Below are 16,888 nucleotides of genomic sequence, written 5' to 3'. Positions count from 1 at the left end.
CGTTACCGGTCGGGGGTGGTGACGGGGTCCCTCGTCTCTCGTTTGGTTTCTTCCGCTTCCACGGGGTCCTCAGTCATCGGTACGGCCTTCTTCTCCCGTTCGCCCGCCGCGTGCACCCGTCCTGCCGCCAGCGGCCCGAGCACGGCGAGCACGAGCACGTACCCGGCGATGAACGGCGCGAGCCGTCCGTCGAGCCCGGCGTTGGCAGCCATCGCCGCGAGGATCAGCGCGAACTCGCCGCGTGCCAGCAGCGTCGTCGCGATGAGCATCGCCTCGCGCGCCCCGTACCCGTACAGCCGTGCCACGACGAGCCCGGCGGCGATGTTCATCGCGAGCGTCAGCACGACCGCGATGACGACGGGTACGGCGACGGCCGCGAAGTCCCCGGGGTCGATGGCGAGTCCGAACGCGAAGAAGAAGATCGCGGCGAAGGCGTCCCGCAGCGGGTGCACGAGCCTGCGGATGCGCGGTCCGGACGGGGTGCCGCCGAAGAGGAGGCCGACCATGAACGCGCCGATCGCGTCGGCGACCCCGAGGTACTCGGAGACGCCCGCGACGAAGACGGCGGCGCCGAGGAAGCTGATGACGAGGAGTTCGTCGTCACGGACGTGGATGAGCCGGGCGACGAGCCGTGTCCCGTAGCGCGCGGCGGTGGCGAGCAGCAGCAGGAACCCGAACGCCTTGGTGACCTGCCAGGCGATCTCCAGACCGCCCTCGGCGCCGCTGATGACGGGTTGCAGGACGGCCAGGTACAGCGCGAGGAAGATGTCCTCGACGACGATGACCCCGAGGACGATCTTCGTGCCGGGGCGGCCGATGCGGCCGAGGTCGATGAGGATCTTCGTGACGATCGCGGACGACGAGATGCCGAGCACTCCCGCGAGGACCAGCGCCTCCCGCGCGCCCCAGCCCAGGCCGAACCCGAAGGCGAGCCCGGCGCCGACGTTCAGGACGAGGTAGCTGCCGCCCGCGAGGAGCAGGCGCCTGCCGCCGTTCTTGAGGTCGTCGACGTGGAATTCGAGGCCGAGGTAGAAGAGCAGCAGCACGAGGCCGAGCGCGGAGAGCATCTCGAAGTCGTGCGGGTCCCGCACCAGTACGAGCCCCGGTGTGTGGGGGCCGAGCAGGATTCCGGCGAGGGTGAACAGGGGGATGGTGGGGAGCCCGAACCTGTTGCCGAGCCGGGCGAGGACGGCGGCGGCGAGGAAGGCTCCGCCGAGGGCCAGCAGCGAGTCAGCGTGTCCCATGGGTCACCTCCCGCCGGCCGGCGTCGGGGCGGGGTCGTACTGCGCGTGGGGAGTGGATGGGGCTGTCCTCCTGGAACGACAAGGTTGGACGACCCGGGGTCCGGTCTCCCCGGGCCTTCGTCAACCCTGTCATTCCGGAGGCAGTCCCCGGTATCGGGGACGACACCCATATGGCGGGCTAGCCGCCCAGCGCGTCCAGTACGACGGTCCGGGCCTCCTCCTGCACCCGGGCGAGGTGTTCGGGCCCGTTGAAGGACTCGGCGTAGATCTTGTACACGTCCTCCGTGCCCGAAGGCCGCGCCGCGAACCAGGAGTTGGCGGTCGTCACCTTGATCCCGCCGAGCGAGGCCCCGTTCCCGGGCGCCTCGGTGAGCACGCCCGTGACGTCCTCCCCGGCGAGGGTCCGCGCGGTCACCTGGGCCGGGGACAGCTTCGCGAGGAGCGCCTTCTCCTCGCGGGAGGCGGGCGCGTCGATGCGGGCGTACGCGGGGGCGCCGAACTTCTCGGTGAGACCGGCGTACAGCTGCGAGGGCGTCTTTCCGGTGACGGCGGTGATCTCGGAGGCGAGCAGCGCCAGGATGATGCCGTCCTTGTCGGTGGTCCACACCGAGCCGTCCCGGCGCAGGAAGGACGCGCCCGCCGACTCCTCGCCGCCGAAGCCGAGGTCCCCGCCGACGAGGCCGTCCACGAACCACTTGAAGCCGACGGGGACTTCGACGAGCGTGCGGCCGAGGTCGGCGGCGACGCGGTCGATCATCGAGGAGGAGACGAGGGTCTTGCCGATCCCGGCGTCGGCGGGCCAGTTCGCGCGGTGCCGGTAGAGGTAGCCGATGGCGACGGCGAGGTAGTGGTTGGGGTTCATCAGCCCGGCGTCGGGGGTGACGATGCCGTGCCGGTCGGAGTCCGCGTCGTTGCCGGTGGAGATGTCGAAGCGGTCGCGCTGCGCGATGAGCGAGGCCATCGCGTCCGGGGAGGAGCAGTCCATGCGGATCTGGCCGTCCCAGTCCAGCGTCATGAACCGCCAGGTGGGGTCGGTGTGCGGGTTGACGACGGTCAGGTCGAGGCGGTGCTCCTCGGCGATGCGTCCCCAGTAGGCGACGGAGGCACCGCCGAGCGGGTCGGCGCCGATGCGGACACCGGCCGCGCGGATCGCGTCCAGGTCGAGGACGTTCGGCAGGTCGGCGACGTACGTGCCGAGGAAGTCGTACCGTCCGGTCGTATCGGCGGCCAGCGCCCGGGTGTACGGGAGGCGGCGGACGTCCTTCATCCCGGCCGCGATGATCTGGTTGGCGCGGTCCTGGATCCAGGAGGTGGCGTCGGAGGCGGCGGGGCCGCCGGACGGGGGGTTGTACTTGAAGCCGCCGTCGGCGGGCGGGTTGTGCGAGGGGGTGACGACGACGCCGTCCGCGAGGCCCGTGCTGCGGCCCTTGTTGTACGCGAGGATCGCGTGCGAGACGGCCGGGGTCGGGGTGTAGCCGTCGGCGCTGTCGATGAGGGTGGTGACGCCGTTCGCGGCGAACACCTCCAGGGCGGTGACCTGGGCGGGTTCGGAGAGAGCGTGGGTGTCGGCGCCGAGGAACAGCGGTCCGTCGGTGCCCTGCGCGGCGCGGTACTCGCAGATCGCCTGGCTGGTGGCGGCGATGTGGTCCTCGTTGAAGGCCGTGTTCAGCGCGGAGCCGCGGTGGCCCGAGGTGCCGAAGGCGACGCGCTGGCCGATCTCCGCCGGGTCCGGGTGCAGCGCGTAGTACGCGGTGACCAGCCGGGCCACGTCGACAAGGTCCTCGGCTGAGGCCGGCTTGCCCGCTCGCTCGTGCCGCATGGGTGGGTTCCTCCGCATCGGTTCGTTCACAGGCTCTGAGGGCCATCTTCCCTTGTCAGGAAGGTGGCGGGGAACCTGGGGTGGGGACTGTCAGCATCCTGTCACCGCTCTGAGGGCGGCCATGGTCTCGTGCATCAGCGGGCCGAGCCCCGGTCCGTCGTCCTCCTCGATCCAGCGCGCGAAGGCGACCTTGAAGACGGCGGTCCCCGCCTCGGCCCCGAGGGCCGCCTCGCGTCCCGGTACGCCGCGCTCGCGCAGGACGGCGCAGAGGGCGGCGGAGAAGTCCGCGAGCTTGATCAGTTCGCGTTCCCGCAGTTCGGGGTGGGCGTCGATGACGGCCTGGCGGCGGCGCGCGTAGGAGCGGCGGACCTCGGGGAAGTCCTCGGCGGTCCCGTCCAGGACGGCGACGACGACGTCGAGGGGCAGCGCGTCCGCGGGGACGCTCGCGGCGGCGGCCGTGATCCGGTCCAGCAGGTCGGCGGTGCCGCCGAAGAGGACCTCGCGTTTGTCGGCGTAGTGCCGGAAGAAGGTGCGCTCGGTGAGGCCGGCCCGCTGGGCAATCTCGGCGACCGTCGTGCGCTCGAAGCCGCGCTCGTCGTAGAGATCGAGCGCCGCCTTCGCGAGTCGCCCTCGCGCGTCGGGCTGCCATCGGCTCATGGCGGGATCTTAGCTCTATGACAGTGACTGACATCAGGTGTACGGTCGATGACAGTGACTGACATCGAGTCGTTCGAGGGGTTTCCCATGCGTGTTTTCGTGACAGGTGCGTCGGGTTGGATCGGTTCGGCTCTCGTGCCCGAACTGCTGGGCGCCGGACATGAGGTGGTCGGGCTCGCGCGCTCGGAGTCCTCGGCGGCGGCTCTCGAGGCGGCGGGGGCCGAGGTGGTCCGGGGTTCGCTGGACGACCTCGATGTGCTGCGGGACGCGGCGGCCGGGGCCGACGGGGTGGTGCATCTGGCGTTCGCGCACGACATCGCGTTCAGCGGCGGTTTCGAGCAGGCGGCCGGGATGGACCGGCGGACCATCGAGGCGTTCGGCGACGCGCTGGCGGGCTCCGACCGGCCGTTCGTGCTGGCGTCGGGGCTGATGCTGATCGCACCGGGCCGGGTGGCGACGGAGGCGGACGACGCCGTCGACGGCCCGGCGGAGGGTCCGCGCGTCCGGCACGACAACGCGGTGGCGACGGTCGCCCTGGCCGGGCGCGGGGTGCGTTCGTCGGTGGTCCGGCTGCCGCCGACCGTGCACGGGGACGGGGACCCGGGGTTCATGGCGACGCTGGTCGACATCGCCCGTAAGCACGGGACGGCCGGGTACGTGAGCGACGGCGCCGTCCGCTGGCCCGCCGCCCACCGCTCCGACGTGGCGCGGCTGTTCCGGCTGGCGCTGGAGAAGGCCCCGGCCGGTTCGACGCTGCACGGCAACGCCGAGGCCGGGGTGGAGCTGCGCGAGGTCGCCGGGGCGATCGGACGCGGGCTCGGGGTGCCGGCCGCCCCGGTCCCGGCGGCGGAGGCGGAGGAGCACTTCGGCTGGCTCGGCCCGTTCTTCGGCCTCGACTCCCCCGCGTCGAGCACCCACACCCAGGAGCTACTGGGGTGGACACCCGAGGGTCCCGGCCTGATCGCGGACCTCGACACGGGCCACTACTTCACCGAGGGCCGCACGGGGACGTTCCTGGTGGGCTGAGGCTCAGAGCCTGTGTCACATCCCCGGCCGGGCGCCCGCCGCCTGGCACGCACTCCCCCAAGCACTGGCGAGCAGGGGGACCCCCAGCGGCGTTGCCGGACCGCCCACGTGACTCCTCCCCCAAGCTCTCGGCTTCGCTCGACCAGGGGGCACCCCCATCGCGGGCGCTCCGGCGCCTTGCGATCTGGGGGTCCCCCCTGGTCGTAGAGCTTGGGGGAGCACCAGACGACGTGCGCTGATCCGACCGGGGATGTGACACAGGCTCTCAGCGCCTGACCCGAGGCCGAGCCGACCCGGCCGGCACCCTCGACTTCCGCACGGCCGACGGACAACCACAGTCCGTATCCGCAGTCGCCGAACCGATCCACGCGACCTCGTCGTGGCCGGTGACTCCGCCGGCGGCGGCCTGATCATCCCCTCGCCGATCGCTGCATCGGTGCGGGCGACCGGGCGCATCCCCTGGCCGGCCCGGTGTTCGCCGACCTCACCGGATCGCCTCCGTTGCTCGTGCAGGTCGGGGCGAACGAGATGCTGCTCGACGAGGCGGGTGCCGCGCTGGACCGCGCCGCCCGCTTCCTCACCACCCACCTCAGTGCCGACCGGCCCCAACCTGTCATCGGTTTCTCCCCGCAGGGGGCCCGCGCCGGTCGGCCGCGGTCAGGCTTCCGGGTTCGGTGCCGGCGGCTGGTCGCTGTCGTCATGCGCCAGCACGGCAAGCATCTCGCTGCGGCAGACATCAAGGATCTCGTCCGCCAGCGGAGAATCATCGGGGCATGCCCGCGACAGCATGACGGCACCGACCGAACGGGCGAGCATGTCGATCACCATCGCGCGGGGCACGCCCTGGTCCGCGCCCCCCGGCCTGTCGCTCGGGGCCTGAAGAGCCGTGAGCAGGCTCTCGATCCCGGCTGCGAACTCTGCTTTGACCTCCGCCGGCTGACGTGCGGCATCGCCGCTGAGCGCCGCGACGGTGCACCCGTCCCCGCGCCCGTCGCGATGCTCCCGGGAGACGTACCTCTCGACGAACTCGGCCGGGCCCAGCCCTTCTGCCCGCGCCGCGACCTGCGAAAGCCCACTCGCGGACGCCTCGGCCATCAGGTCGGCCTTGGAGCGGAAGTGCTTGTAGAACCCGCCGTGGGTGAACCCGGCGGCTGCCATCAGCTCCGCCACGCCGACACCGTCATAGCCGCGCTCGCGGAACAGCCTGGCCGCTGTCGCGACGATATGCGCGCGGTTCTGCTCCGCCTGTGCCTTGGTGACCCGCATGTCCAGCCACCCTCCTGTGAGTCGACGCCCGTCGCCCAAGGATACATAGATGACGATCGACATCAAAGAACTTGACTTTTTAGATGTCGGTCGTCATCTTATTGTTCATCCCCACCAGAAAGGCTCAGGCCGTGAGTGACACGCATGTGACCGCACCGACCCAGTACGTCGAGGTCGACGGCGACCGGTTCGCCTACCGCCGCTGGGGCAAGCCCTCCGGCGTCCCGGTCTTCCTCGTCCAGCACTTCCGCGGGGGAATGGACCACTGGGACCCGCTGCTCACCGACGGCCTGGCCGAGGGCCGTGAGGTCATCCTGTTCGACGGGCGCGGCATCGCCTCGTCGTCCGGCACGCCACGCAACCGGATCGAGGACATGGCCGACGACATCGCCGCGGTCATCCGGGCGCTGGGGCTGGAGCAGGTCGACCTGCTCGGCTTCTCGATCGGCGGTTACCAGGCACAGGAGGTCGTGCTGCGCCACCCCCAGCTGGTGCGCAAGCTCCTCCTGCTCGGCACCGGCCTGCGGGGCGGGGACCCGACGACGGACCCCAAGGTGTACGAGCTGGCGCCGAATCCGGTCCCCACCGTGGAGGACTTCCTCTTCCTGTTCTTCGGCCGCTCGAAGGCGGCGGTCGAAGCGGGCCGGGCCTTCTGGGAGCGCCGCCACCAGCGGGCGGACCAGGACCTGCCGAGCTCGCCCGCGGTCGCACAGGCGCAGCTCGAAGCAGTGGTCGCCTACGCCGAACCCCTGCCCGGCGAGAACCCCTACGCCCACCTGAACGCGATCACCCAGCCGACGCTGGTCCTCAACGGCACGAACGACGTGATGATCGCGTCGGTCAACTCCTGGCACCTCGTCCAGAACATCCCCGACGCCCAGCTGCTGATCTACCCCGACGCCGGGCACGGAGCGCACTTCCAGTACCCCGAGCGGTTCCTGAAGCACGCCCTCCAGTTCCTCGACGAGAAGTAGGCGGACATGAAGATCGAAGGTTCGGTAGCACTGGTCACCGGCGCCAACCGTGGCATCGGCAAGGCATTCGCGGACGAGCTCCTCGCCCGAGGTGCCACCAAGGTGTACGCGGCTGTCCGCGACGTCACCACCGTCACGGACCCGCGGCTGACACCCGTCGCCCTGGACGTCACGGACCCGGAGGCTGTCGCCAAGGCCGCCGCCGAGTTCACCGACGTCACGATCGTCGTGAACAACGCCGGCATCGCCAGCAGCAACCTCGCGCTGTCCGCGCCGCTCGACGTGGCGCGGGGCGAGCTGGAGGTGAACTACTTCGGGCTCATGGCCATGACGCAGGCGTTCGCCCCGGTCGTGGCGGCCAATGGCGGCGGTGCCTTCGTCAACATGCTCTCGGTCGCCTCGTGGGCGGCGTACCCCGTGGCCGCCACGTACGGCGCGTCGAAGGCAGCCGCGTGGAGCTACACCAACGCCGCCAGGCAGCAGCTCAAGACCCAGGGGACCGAAGTCGTCGCCGTCCACGTCGGGCCGGTCGACACCGACATGCAGGCCGGCTTCGACGTCGCCAAGACCCCGCCGGCCGACGTGGCCCGCGCCGCCCTGGACTCGCTTGAGGCAGGCCGGCCCGAGGCCGTCGTCGACGAGATCAGCCGCAGCGTGAAGGCCACGCTGCACGACGACCAGACCCTGCTGTACCCGGCCATCGAGGCGCAGTTCGCCGCGCAACTGGCCGGCTGACCACCGGAACGCCGACCACCCCCCGCCACCAACAACACGAGGAACCCCCCATGACCGACAGCCTGTGGACCCCCACCGTCGCCGGAAAGATCTCCCTGCCGCACCGTCTGGCGATGGCCCCCCTGACCCGCAGCAGGGCCACCCCGGAAGGCGTGCCGACCGACCTCAACGCCGAGTACTACGCCCAGCGCGCCTCGCACGCCCTCATCGTCACCGAGGGCACTCAGCCCTCCGCCGACGGCCAGGGCTACCCCGTGACCCCCGGCATCTACACCGACGAGCACATCGCCGGCTGGCGCAAGGTCACCGACGCCGTACACAAGGCCGACGGACGCATCGTCATCCAGCTCATGCACGCCGGACGCATCGCCCACCCCGACAACACCCCCCACCACCGGCAGCCGGTCGCCCCCTCCGCGATCAAGCCGGCGGGCCAGACGTTCACCGGCGCCGGGATGCAGGAGATGCCCCAGCCGCGCGCACTGTCCACCGAAGAGGTCGCCGCGACGGTCGACGACTTCCGCCGCGCCGCCGCAGCCGCCATCGCGGCCGGCGCCGACGGCGTCGAGATCCACGGCGCCAACGGCTACCTGGTCAACCAGTTCCTCTTCCCCAGCGCCAACCAGCGCACCGACCAGTACGGCGGCTCCCTCGACAACCGCATCCGCTTCGCCGTCGAGGTCGCCACGGCCGTGGCCGACGAGATAGGCGCCGGCCACACCGGCATCCGGATCTCCCCCGGAAACCCCTTCCAGCTCAACGACCTCACCGAGGACGACCCCCACGAGCTCTACCCGCACCTCCTGCGCGCCCTCGCCCCCCTCGACCTCGCCTACCTGCACATCGGCCACGGCGGCGACGAGGAACTCCTGGGCACGCTGCGCGAGCTGTGGCCGAACACGCTGATCCTCAACCGCGCCGGCACCGACATCGCCACCCGCGCCAAGGACATCGACAACGGCATCGCCGACGTCATCACGGTGGGCTCGATGGCCCTCGCCAACCCCGACCTGGTCGAGCGCGTACGAGCGGGCGCACCCCTGAACACCCCCGACCCCGCCACCTTCTACGGCGGCGGCGCGGCCGGCTACACCGACTACCCCACCCTCACCGCCTGACCGCAGCACCCGGCGCCCGAGGAAATCGCCTTCCTCGGGCGCTTCGGTCAGCGCACCTCGACCAGCAGGTCCCCGCCCTCCACCTGCTGGATGCGGTTGATGGCGAGCCGCGTCACCCGGCCCGCGCCCGGCGCGGTGATCGTCGCCTCCATCTTCATCGCCTCGATGGTCGCGACGGTCGCCCCGGCGGCCACCTCGTCCCCCTCGGCGACGGCAAGGGTGACCACACCGGCGAACGGCGCCGCGACGTGCCCGGGGTCGGACCGGTCGGCCTTCTCGGTGGCCGGGATGTCGGAGGCGGCGGCCCGGTCGCGGACCTGGATCGGCCTCAACTGCCCGTTGAGGCCGGCCATCACCGTCCGCATCCCGCGCTCGTCGGCCTCGCCGATCGCCTGGAGCTCGATCAGCAGCCGTACGCCGGGCTCCAGGTCGACGGCGTACTCCTGGCCCGGGCGCAGCCCGTAGAAGAAGTCCTTGCTGTCGAGGACGCTCGTGTCGCCGTACGCCTGCCGGTGGGTCTCGAAGTCGCGGGTCGGGCCGGGGAAGAGGAGCCGGTTGAGGGTGGTCCGGCGGTGCTTCTCCAGGCCCTCGCGGTCCTCGGTCGTCAGCTCCTGCACGGGCTTCGCGGCGGGCCGCCCCTGGAGCGCACGGGTACGGAACGGCTCCGGCCACCCGCCGGGCGGCGTGCCCAGCTCCCCGCGCAGGAACCCGATCACCGAGTCCGGGATGTCGAACCGGTCCGGCGTCTCCTCGAAGTCCCCGGGCGCGACCCCGGCCCCGACGAGGTGCAGGGCGAGGTCCCCGACGACCTTCGACGAGGGCGTCACCTTCACGAGCCGCCCGAGGATCCGGTCGGCGGCGGCGTACATGGACTCGATGTCCTCGAACCGGTCCCCGAGCCCCAACGCGACCGCCTGCGTACGGAGGTTGGAGAGCTGGCCGCCCGGGATCTCGTGGTGGTAGACCCGCCCGGTCGGCGCCGCGAGCCCCGCCTCGAACGGCGCGTACACCCGCCGCACGCTCTCCCAGTACGGCTCCAGGTCCCCGACGGCCTGGAGGTCGAGCCCGGTCGTCCGCTCCGAGTAGTCGGTCGCGGCGACGATCGCGGACAGCGACGGCTGCGAGGTCGTCCCCGCCATGGACGCCACGGCCCCGTCGACCGCGTCGACCCCGGCGCCGATCGCCGCGAGGTACGTCGCGAGCTGACCGCCCGCCGTGTCGTGCGTGTGCAGGTGCACCGGCAGCCCGAACTCCCGCCGCAGCGCGGAGACGAGAGTCGCGGCGGCCGGTGCCCGCAGCAAACCGGCCATGTCCTTGACGGCGAGCACGTGCGCCCCGGCCGCGACGATCTTCTCCGCGAGCCGCAGGTAGTAGTCGAGCGTGTAGAGCCGCTCCCTGGGGTCCGACAGGTCGGCGGTGTAACAGAGCGCGACCTCGGCGACCGCAGTGCCGGTCTGCCGTACGGCGTCGATCGCGGGCCGCATCTGGTCGACGTCGTTGAGCGCGTCGAAGATCCGGAAGATGTCGATCCCGGTGGCCGCCGCCTCCTGCACGAACGCGTCGGTCACCTCGGTCGGATACGGCGTGTACCCCACGGTGTTGCGCCCGCGCAGCAGCATCTGGAGGCAGATGTTCGGTACGGCTTCGCGCAGCGCGGCGAGCCGCTCCCACGGGTCCTCGGCGAGGAACCTCAGGGCGACGTCGTAGGTCGCACCGCCCCAGCACTCCAGGGAGAGCAGGTCCGGGAGGGTACGGGCGACGAGCGGTGCGGAGGCGAGAAGGTCCTTGGTGCGCACGCGCGTTGCCAGCAGGGACTGGTGCGCGTCCCTGAACGTCGTGTCGGTGACGCCGAGTTGAGGGGTCTCGCGCATCCAGCGGGCGAACCCTTCGGGTCCCAGCTCGATCAGGCGCTGGCGGGAACCGGCCGGGGGTTCGGCGGCGGGCGTGCGCGGCAGCTTCGCCAACGGGTCGATGAGGTCCGGGCGTTCGCCGTGCGGCTTGTTGACGGTGACGTCGGCGAGGTACGTGAGGAGCTTCGTGCCCCGGTCGGCCGAGGTGCGTGCGGTCAGCAGGTGGGGGCGCTGCTCGATGAACGACGTGGTGACCCGGCCGGCCTGGAAGTCGGCGTCGTCCAACACGGCTTGCAGGAACGGGATGTTGGTCGCGACGCCCCGGATGCGGAACTCGGCGACCGCGCGCCGGGCCCGCCCGATCGCGGACTTGAAGTCCCGTCCCCGGCAGGTGAGTTTGACCAGCATCGAGTCGAAGTGCGCGCTGATCTCCGTACCGGCGTGGGTCGTTCCGCCGTCCAGCCGGATGCCTGAACCACCCGGTGAACGGTACGCGCTGATGCGGCCGGTGTCGGGGCGGAAGCCGTTGGCCGGGTCCTCGGTGGTGATCCGGCACTGGAGGGCCGCGCCGTGCAGCTTCACCGTCTCCTGCGAGAGGCCGAGGTCGGCGAGCGACTCCCCCGAGGCGATGCGGAGTTGGGCCTGCACGAGGTCGACGTCGGTGACCTCCTCGGTGACCGTGTGCTCGACCTGGATGCGCGGGTTCATCTCGATGAAGACGTGGTTGCCGTCCCGGTCGAGGAGGAACTCGACGGTCCCGGCGTTGCGGTAGCCGATCTCGCGGGCGAACCGGACGGCGTCCGCGCAGATCCGGTCCCGCAGCGCCGGGTCCAGGTTGGGCGCGGGGGCCAGCTCGATGACCTTCTGGTGACGGCGCTGGACCGAACAGTCGCGCTCGTAGAGGTGGATGACGTTCCCGTCGCCGTCCGCGAGGATCTGCACCTCGATGTGACGGGGGTCGACGACCGCCTTCTCCAGGAAGACCGTCGGGTCGCCGAACGCGGACGCCGCCTCGCGGGACGCGGCCTCGATGGACTCGCGCAGGACGGCCGGGTCCGCGACGCGCCGCATGCCGCGTCCGCCGCCGCCCGCGACGGCCTTCACGAACACCGGGAAGCCGATCTCCTCGGCGGCGGCGACCAGTTCGTCGATGTCGTTGGAGGGTGCGGACGAGCCCAGCACCGGGACCCCGGCCGCGCGGGCGGCGGCGACGGCGCTCGCCTTGTTGCCGGTCAGCTCCAGCGTGCGCGCGTCGGGGCCGACGAAGGTGATCCCGGCCTCCTCGCAGGCGCGGGCCAGTTCGGGGTTCTCGGAGAGGAAGCCGTACCCCGGGTACACCGCGTCGGCTCCCGCGCGCCGGGCGGCGGCGACGATCTCCTCGACGGAGAGGTACGCGCGTACCGGGTGACCGGGCTCGCCGATCTCGTACGCCTCGTCGGCCTTGAGGCGGTGCAGCGAGTTGCGGTCCTCGTGCGGGAACACCGCGACCGTGCGGGCCCCCAGTTCGTACCCGGCGCGGAACGCCCTGATCGCGATCTCGCCTCGGTTGGCGACCAGCACCTTGCGGAACATCCCGAATCCCTTCGCCGGAGTCGGCACCCATCGTGTCGGCGTGGACGCCGCAGGTCCATGTGACCCGGACCACCACGCACCCGTCCGGGGAACGAGCACACGATCGGCGGTGTCCGTGGCGGGAACTATGCTCCCGCGCATGAACGACGCGGACAGCCGCAGACGCATCGTCGACGGGCGCTTCCAGCTGGAGGCGCGGCTCGGCAGTGGCGGTATGGGCATGGTGTGGCGGGCCACGGACCTCGTGCTGCACCGCAGTGTGGCCGTGAAGGAGGTCCGTCCGTCGGACCCCGACCTCGCCGAGTACGACCCGCCGGCCGCCCACCTGCTGCGGCAGCGGGTGCTGCGCGAGGCGCGGGCGCTGGCCCGGCTCGACCATCCCGGCGTGGTCACGATCCACCACATCGTGGACGAGGGCGACGGCACCTACCCGTGGATCGTCATGGAACTGGTGCCCGGCGGCTCGTTCGCGGACCGGCTCGCGGAGGGGCCGATGGGCCCGGTGGAGGCCGCGCGGATCGGGCTCGGCGTCCTGTCCGCGCTGCGCGCCGCGCACGACGCCGGCATCCAGCACCGGGACGTCAAACCCGCGAACGTCCTGATGCGGCCCGACGGCCGCCCCGTCCTCACCGACTTCGGCATCGCCGCGATCCGCGAGGCGACGGCCCTCACCGCGACGGGCTCGATCATCGGTACGCCGGACTACATGGCGCCCGAGCGTGTCTCGGGCCAGTCCGGCGGCTCCTCCTCCGACCTGTGGTCCCTCGGCATGATGCTGTACACAGCGGTCGAGGGCCGCCACCCGCTCCGCAAGGGCACGACGCTGGCCACCCTGGCGGCCGTCCTCAGCGAGGACATACCCCGACCGCTCCACGCGGGCCCCCTCACGGACGTACTGGTCCGCCTCCTCGACCGCGACCCGTCGGCGCGGCCCGGTGCGCAGACGGTGGAGCGGCTGCTGACGGAGGTGGTGGAGGGGGGTCCGGCGGGGCGGGGCGCGACGACGTCGTATCCGTTGCAGGCACCGGCGCCTTCGGCTCAGCCGCAGACCGTCGCCGACGCCCCCGCGCGGCGGCGCAGGTGGCCGGCCGTGGTGCTGCCGGGGGTGGGGGTCGCTCTGGTGGGGGTGCTGGGCTGGAACTTCCTGCCGGGGGGTGCGAGCGGGGCGGCGGGCCCGACCAAGTCGCCGGTTTCGTCGGGGAGTTCGGTGCCGTCGGAGACTGCGGCCGTCGAGCGCGGTACGGGTCTGCTGACGCCGGACGGCATCCGGACGGCGATCGCGGCGATCGAGAAGAAGACGGGACGCAAGCGGTTCGGGGCGTTGTCGGTGTACACGGACTATGTCTCGGCGGACGTGCTGGTGGACGGCAGCGACACCAAGGTCGAGTCGTACACGTACCGGCCGGGTGAGGGAGCGAAGGAAGGCATCATCAAGAGGACCCTCCCCTCCGTCCAGAGACCCTTCACCGTGGAGGGGTTCGCGTGGGACAAGGTGCCGTCCCTGCTCGCCGAGGCCACCAAGAGGCTGAACGTCCCCCACCCCGACACGCGGTTCCTGCTCGTGAGTCCGCCGGTGACCGTTTTCGACACTCCGGTCACCCTCAACCTGTACCTCACCGACGAGTACGGCAGCTCCGGACACGTGGAGGCCGACTCCCAGGGCAAGATCATCAAGGTCTATCCCGCAGCGGACTGACCTGCGGATAAGGTCACTTCATGCGTCTCGCCCTCTTCGATCTCGACGGCACTCTCGTCGACCGTGCCGCCGCCCTCTCCGCCACCGTCGCCGGGCTGTGCCGGGACCACGGGTACGACCCGGCGGTCGGGGAGTGGCTGCTGACTGAGCTGGCCGAGAACGGTGGCCGGGACGTCCTCGGCCGGCTGCCGGAGGCGTTCGGCATCGTGGAGTCGCCGGAGCACCTGTGGCGGGTGTACGTGGACCGGATGGCGGCGTCGGTGGTGTGCCGTCCGGACGTGCTGGAGAGCCTCGGGCGGCTGCGGGAGCACGGCTGGAGCGTCGGCGTCGTGACGAACGGCTCGTCCGACCTCCAGCGCGCGAAGATCCGCTCCGCCGGCCTCGCGGACCTCGTGGACGGCATCGCCGCGTCCGGCGACATCGACGTACGCAAACCGGACCCGCGCCTGTTCGAGCTGGCGGCGGCCCGGTGCGGGACGCAGCTGACCGCCGGGGACTGGATGACGGGGGACGACCCGGTCAAGGACATCGCGGGGGCGGCGGGCGCGGGGCTGCGGGCGATCTGGGTACGGGGCCGGACCTGGCCGGAGGGTCTCGACGTACCGCATCACAGCGTCGCGGACGTCGTCGAGGCCGTCGGTCACCTGCTGGAGCGGTCCGGCGGGTAGACGCGGTCGGCGGCGGTGAGGTGTTCCAGGACCTCGGCGAGTTCCTCGCAGGCGCGTTCCACCGAGCGGCGGGTGTTGCGCTGCTCGGTGATCACGGCGGACAGCAGGAGCGCGGTGAGGGCGGTGGCCCCGTTGAACGCCTGGAGTTTCAGCATGACCTCGACGTGTGTGAGCCCCGCGAAGGGGCCGGCGCCGTCGGTCGCGGCGACCGTCGCGAGGACGGACGCGAGCAGGACGCACAGCATGCTGCCGGGCAGCTCGAACCGCAGGGCCGCCCAGATCAGCACCGGGTAGGTCAGGAACAGCATGTTGACGTGGTCGTGCGTGGCGACGGGTACGACGACGCAGGCGGTCACCGCCAGCGCGGTCGCCTCCTTCCAGCGGGCCAGGCTCGGCAGACCCCGCGCCCGGTACGCCATCAGCAGCAGCGGCGTCACGATCAGCACGCCCATCGCGTCGCCGACCCACCACGCGACCCACACCGGCCAGAAGCTGGACGCGCCGAGGTCCCCGGTGAGGACCGCGATCCCGACGCCGGTCGTGGAACTGATCAGCATCGCGGTGAGCGCGCCGAGGAAGACGAGGGTGACGCCGTCGCGCAGGCGGGTGAGGTCGGTGCGGAAGCCGACGCGGCGCAGGAGGAGGTAGGCGCAGACGGGGGCGGCGACGTTTCCGGTGAGGTTCGCGAGCATCGGGGGGTGCATCTCGCCGGAGGTGAGATGCAGGATCACGAAGAGGCACCCGAGCGCGATGCCGGGCCAGGCCCGCAGCCCGATGATCAGCAGGCAGGTCAGCGCGACGCCGGTCGGCGGCCACACGGGCGTGAACACCGTCTCCTCCACGGTGAGCCTGCGCAGCAGCCCGAGCCGCCCGGCGCCGTAGTAGCAGGCGGCCACGGCGAGCGTCTGCACGACGAAGACCGCCGCTCGGCGCAGGTTCCCGGTGTCGGTGTCGGTGTCGGTGTCGGTGTCCACCACATGATCCATCAGACACCGTGACCACCGGGTCGGCCAGACGAGAGCGGCCACTCCCCCTGCCCCGGCTCGTCGTGCCCCACCACCAGCACGGCCGCGTCGTCCTCGTGCCCGACCCGCGTGGCCCCCTCGATCACCGCAGCCGCCAGGGACTCCGTGCTCAGCCCGGCGACAGCCGCGATCCCGGCCAGCCGGACGACCGTGGAGAGCCCCTCGTCCAGAGGCATCGCGGGCCCCTCCACGACCCCGTCCGTCAGCAGCACGAAGACGCCCCCGCTGGTCAGGTGGTGCCGCGAGACGGGGTACGCGGCGCCGGGCTGGATCCCGAGCGGCGGCCCGGGCTCGTCCTCGGCGACACCGGACCGCCCGTCGGCGGTGGCCCAGACGAACGGCGTATGCCCGGCGCGGGCACTCTCCAGCACGCCGGTGACAGGGTCGAGCCGCAGGAACGTACAGGTGGCGAAGAGGTCGCTCCCGAGGGAGAACAGCAGATCGTTGGTCCGAGCGAGCAGCTCGCCGGGATCACTGGTCACGGAAGCAAGTGCCCGCAGCCCCACTCGAACCTGTCCCATAAAGGCAGCAGCCTCGATGTTGTGCCCTTGAACATCCCCGATGGACAGAGCAAGCCGCCCACCCGGCAACGCAAAGGCGTCGTACCAGTCCCCACCGACATTGAGCCCATAACAAGCAGGCTCATACCGAACAGCCAGCCGCACCCGGGGCGGACAAGGCAAATCCCGAGGCAACATCCCCCGCTGCAAGGCAATAGCCAACTCCACCTGAGACCGCTGCACCTCGGCCCGCTCCCGAGCCTGAGCGGTCAGCGACCGCAGCCGCACAAGCAGCTCATCGCCGTAGTCGCTTGTCACCCCTGAATTTTCCCGAAGGAACCCACGCCCCGCACCTGGATGCGGCCCGCCCACGGATGAGGCGACCGCCGAGCGAGCGCAACCACCCCACGACACCCGCCCTGGTCTTTTCAGGGGCGCGGGGCTGTACCGATATGCGGCGACCGCCGCGCAAGCGCAACCAGCCCACGACAACCCGCACCCACCCCACCGACACCCGCCCCGTCTTTTCAGGGGCGCGGGGAACTGCGCGACCAGCCCACCACTACCCGCACCCCGCCACACACCTCTCCCACCCCAACAAACCGCCCCCACCACCCCGTTCGACCCGTCGGACATTGTTCGAGACCCCTTGACGCGCCTCCACACCCCGACTGACACTCTCGCAACACGACGTCACACAGCTGTAACCCCACGGCCTTCCAGACGAAAGGCCGCGGA

General features: G+C 71.5%; 13 protein-coding genes. 6 read left to right on the top strand and 7 right to left on the bottom strand.

Features of this window, described 5'->3' with window-relative positions; genetic code table 11:
- Positions 1–2: 2 nt before the first annotated feature.
- The 3 genes from J8M50_RS45640 to J8M50_RS45630 all read right to left on the bottom strand — a co-directional run bounded on the left by J8M50_RS45640 (position 3) and on the right by J8M50_RS45630 (position 3,720).
- On the bottom strand, positions 3–1,244 hold the full coding sequence (locus J8M50_RS45640; protein WP_010358829.1) for a cation:proton antiporter: 1,242 nt from the start codon (positions 1,242–1,244) through the stop codon (positions 3–5).
- Between the two features lie 178 nt (positions 1,245–1,422).
- Positions 1,423–3,063 carry a phosphoglucomutase (alpha-D-glucose-1,6-bisphosphate-dependent) gene (gene pgm / locus J8M50_RS45635; protein WP_010358830.1) on the bottom strand — a complete coding sequence of 547 codons (1,641 nt, stop codon included), beginning with the start codon at positions 3,061–3,063 and terminating at the stop codon, positions 1,423–1,425.
- Positions 3,064–3,153: 90 nt separating this feature from the next.
- Positions 3,154–3,720, bottom strand: a complete 567-nt coding sequence (locus tag J8M50_RS45630) for a TetR family transcriptional regulator (protein ID WP_010358831.1) — start codon at positions 3,718–3,720, stop codon at positions 3,154–3,156.
- A gap of 87 nt (positions 3,721–3,807) precedes the next feature.
- Between J8M50_RS45630 and J8M50_RS45625 the strand changes: the two genes are divergently transcribed.
- Positions 3,808–4,746, top strand: coding sequence for an SDR family oxidoreductase (locus J8M50_RS45625; protein WP_040838144.1), 939 nt, complete (start codon positions 3,808–3,810; stop codon positions 4,744–4,746).
- A 657-nt stretch (positions 4,747–5,403) separates the two neighbouring features.
- Here the strand turns inward: J8M50_RS45625 and J8M50_RS45620 are convergent.
- Positions 5,404–6,012: a TetR/AcrR family transcriptional regulator gene (locus tag J8M50_RS45620; protein ID WP_010358834.1), complete on the bottom strand. Its 609-nt coding sequence runs from the start codon at positions 6,010–6,012 to the stop codon at positions 5,404–5,406.
- Between the two features lie 131 nt (positions 6,013–6,143).
- Between J8M50_RS45620 and J8M50_RS45615 the strand changes: the two genes are divergently transcribed.
- From J8M50_RS45615 to J8M50_RS45605, 3 genes are read left to right on the top strand one after another with little or no spacing between them, the layout of a single operon-like run.
- Positions 6,144–6,986, top strand: coding sequence for an alpha/beta fold hydrolase (locus J8M50_RS45615; protein WP_010358838.1), 843 nt, complete (start codon positions 6,144–6,146; stop codon positions 6,984–6,986).
- Positions 6,987–6,992: 6 nt separating this feature from the next.
- The gene (locus J8M50_RS45610) at positions 6,993–7,721 is read left to right on the top strand and encodes an SDR family oxidoreductase (RefSeq protein WP_010358895.1); all 729 of its coding nucleotides are present in this window, start codon (positions 6,993–6,995) and stop codon (positions 7,719–7,721) included.
- Between the two features lie 50 nt (positions 7,722–7,771).
- Positions 7,772–8,839 carry an alkene reductase gene (locus J8M50_RS45605; protein WP_010358896.1) on the top strand — a complete coding sequence of 356 codons (1,068 nt, stop codon included), beginning with the start codon at positions 7,772–7,774 and terminating at the stop codon, positions 8,837–8,839.
- A 47-nt stretch (positions 8,840–8,886) separates the two neighbouring features.
- On the opposite strand, the gene J8M50_RS45600 is transcribed toward J8M50_RS45605, so the two are convergent.
- Entirely contained in the window at positions 8,887–12,261 is a 3,375-nt protein-coding gene (locus J8M50_RS45600; RefSeq protein ID WP_010358897.1) for a pyruvate carboxylase, read from the bottom strand.
- A 139-nt stretch (positions 12,262–12,400) separates the two neighbouring features.
- Between J8M50_RS45600 and J8M50_RS45595 the strand changes: the two genes are divergently transcribed.
- Positions 12,401–13,957 carry a serine/threonine-protein kinase gene (locus J8M50_RS45595; protein WP_010358898.1) on the top strand — a complete coding sequence of 519 codons (1,557 nt, stop codon included), beginning with the start codon at positions 12,401–12,403 and terminating at the stop codon, positions 13,955–13,957.
- A gap of 20 nt (positions 13,958–13,977) precedes the next feature.
- Positions 13,978–14,625: an HAD family hydrolase gene (locus J8M50_RS45590; RefSeq protein WP_010358899.1), complete on the top strand. Its 648-nt coding sequence runs from the start codon at positions 13,978–13,980 to the stop codon at positions 14,623–14,625.
- Here the strand turns inward: J8M50_RS45590 and J8M50_RS45585 are convergent.
- Entirely contained in the window at positions 14,598–15,611 is a 1,014-nt protein-coding gene (locus J8M50_RS45585) for an MASE1 domain-containing protein (protein WP_010358900.1), read from the bottom strand. The two genes, J8M50_RS45590 and J8M50_RS45585, sit on opposite strands and share 28 nt — an antisense overlap.
- Positions 15,611–16,468, bottom strand: coding sequence for a PP2C family protein-serine/threonine phosphatase (locus J8M50_RS45580; protein WP_010358901.1), 858 nt, complete (start codon positions 16,466–16,468; stop codon positions 15,611–15,613). Before J8M50_RS45580 ends, J8M50_RS45585 begins: the two co-directional genes overlap by 1 nt.
- Positions 16,469–16,888 lie beyond the last annotated feature (420 nt).

It is taken from the genome of Streptomyces acidiscabies (assembly GCF_020010905.1).
In the GTDB taxonomy this organism is placed as follows: Bacteria; Actinomycetota; Actinomycetes; order Streptomycetales; family Streptomycetaceae; genus Streptomyces; species Streptomyces acidiscabies.
The sequence above is the reverse complement of the archived record's forward strand: the minus strand, read 5'-3'. Positions and strand labels throughout refer to the sequence as shown.

What these genes read in the sequence shown, in the direction of transcription:
- J8M50_RS45585 (WP_010358900.1), bottom strand. Translation starts at nt 15,611, where the DNA reads ATGGATCATGTGGTGGACACCGACACCGACACCGACACCGACACCGGG.
- J8M50_RS45600 (WP_010358897.1), bottom strand. Translation starts at nt 12,261, where the DNA reads ATGTTCCGCAAGGTGCTGGTCGCCAACCGAGGCGAGATCGCGATCAGG.
- J8M50_RS45620 (WP_010358834.1), bottom strand. Translation starts at nt 6,012, where the DNA reads ATGCGGGTCACCAAGGCACAGGCGGAGCAGAACCGCGCGCATATCGTC.
- J8M50_RS45625 (WP_040838144.1), top strand. Translation starts at nt 3,808, where the DNA reads ATGCGTGTTTTCGTGACAGGTGCGTCGGGTTGGATCGGTTCGGCTCTC.
- J8M50_RS45595 (WP_010358898.1), top strand. Translation starts at nt 12,401, where the DNA reads ATGAACGACGCGGACAGCCGCAGACGCATCGTCGACGGGCGCTTCCAG.
- J8M50_RS45640 (WP_010358829.1), bottom strand. Translation starts at nt 1,244, where the DNA reads ATGGGACACGCTGACTCGCTGCTGGCCCTCGGCGGAGCCTTCCTCGCC.
- J8M50_RS45630 (WP_010358831.1), bottom strand. Translation starts at nt 3,720, where the DNA reads ATGAGCCGATGGCAGCCCGACGCGCGAGGGCGACTCGCGAAGGCGGCG.
- J8M50_RS45605 (WP_010358896.1), top strand. Translation starts at nt 7,772, where the DNA reads ATGACCGACAGCCTGTGGACCCCCACCGTCGCCGGAAAGATCTCCCTG.
- J8M50_RS45610 (WP_010358895.1), top strand. Translation starts at nt 6,993, where the DNA reads ATGAAGATCGAAGGTTCGGTAGCACTGGTCACCGGCGCCAACCGTGGC.
- pgm (WP_010358830.1), bottom strand. Translation starts at nt 3,063, where the DNA reads ATGCGGCACGAGCGAGCGGGCAAGCCGGCCTCAGCCGAGGACCTTGTC.
- J8M50_RS45590 (WP_010358899.1), top strand. Translation starts at nt 13,978, where the DNA reads ATGCGTCTCGCCCTCTTCGATCTCGACGGCACTCTCGTCGACCGTGCC.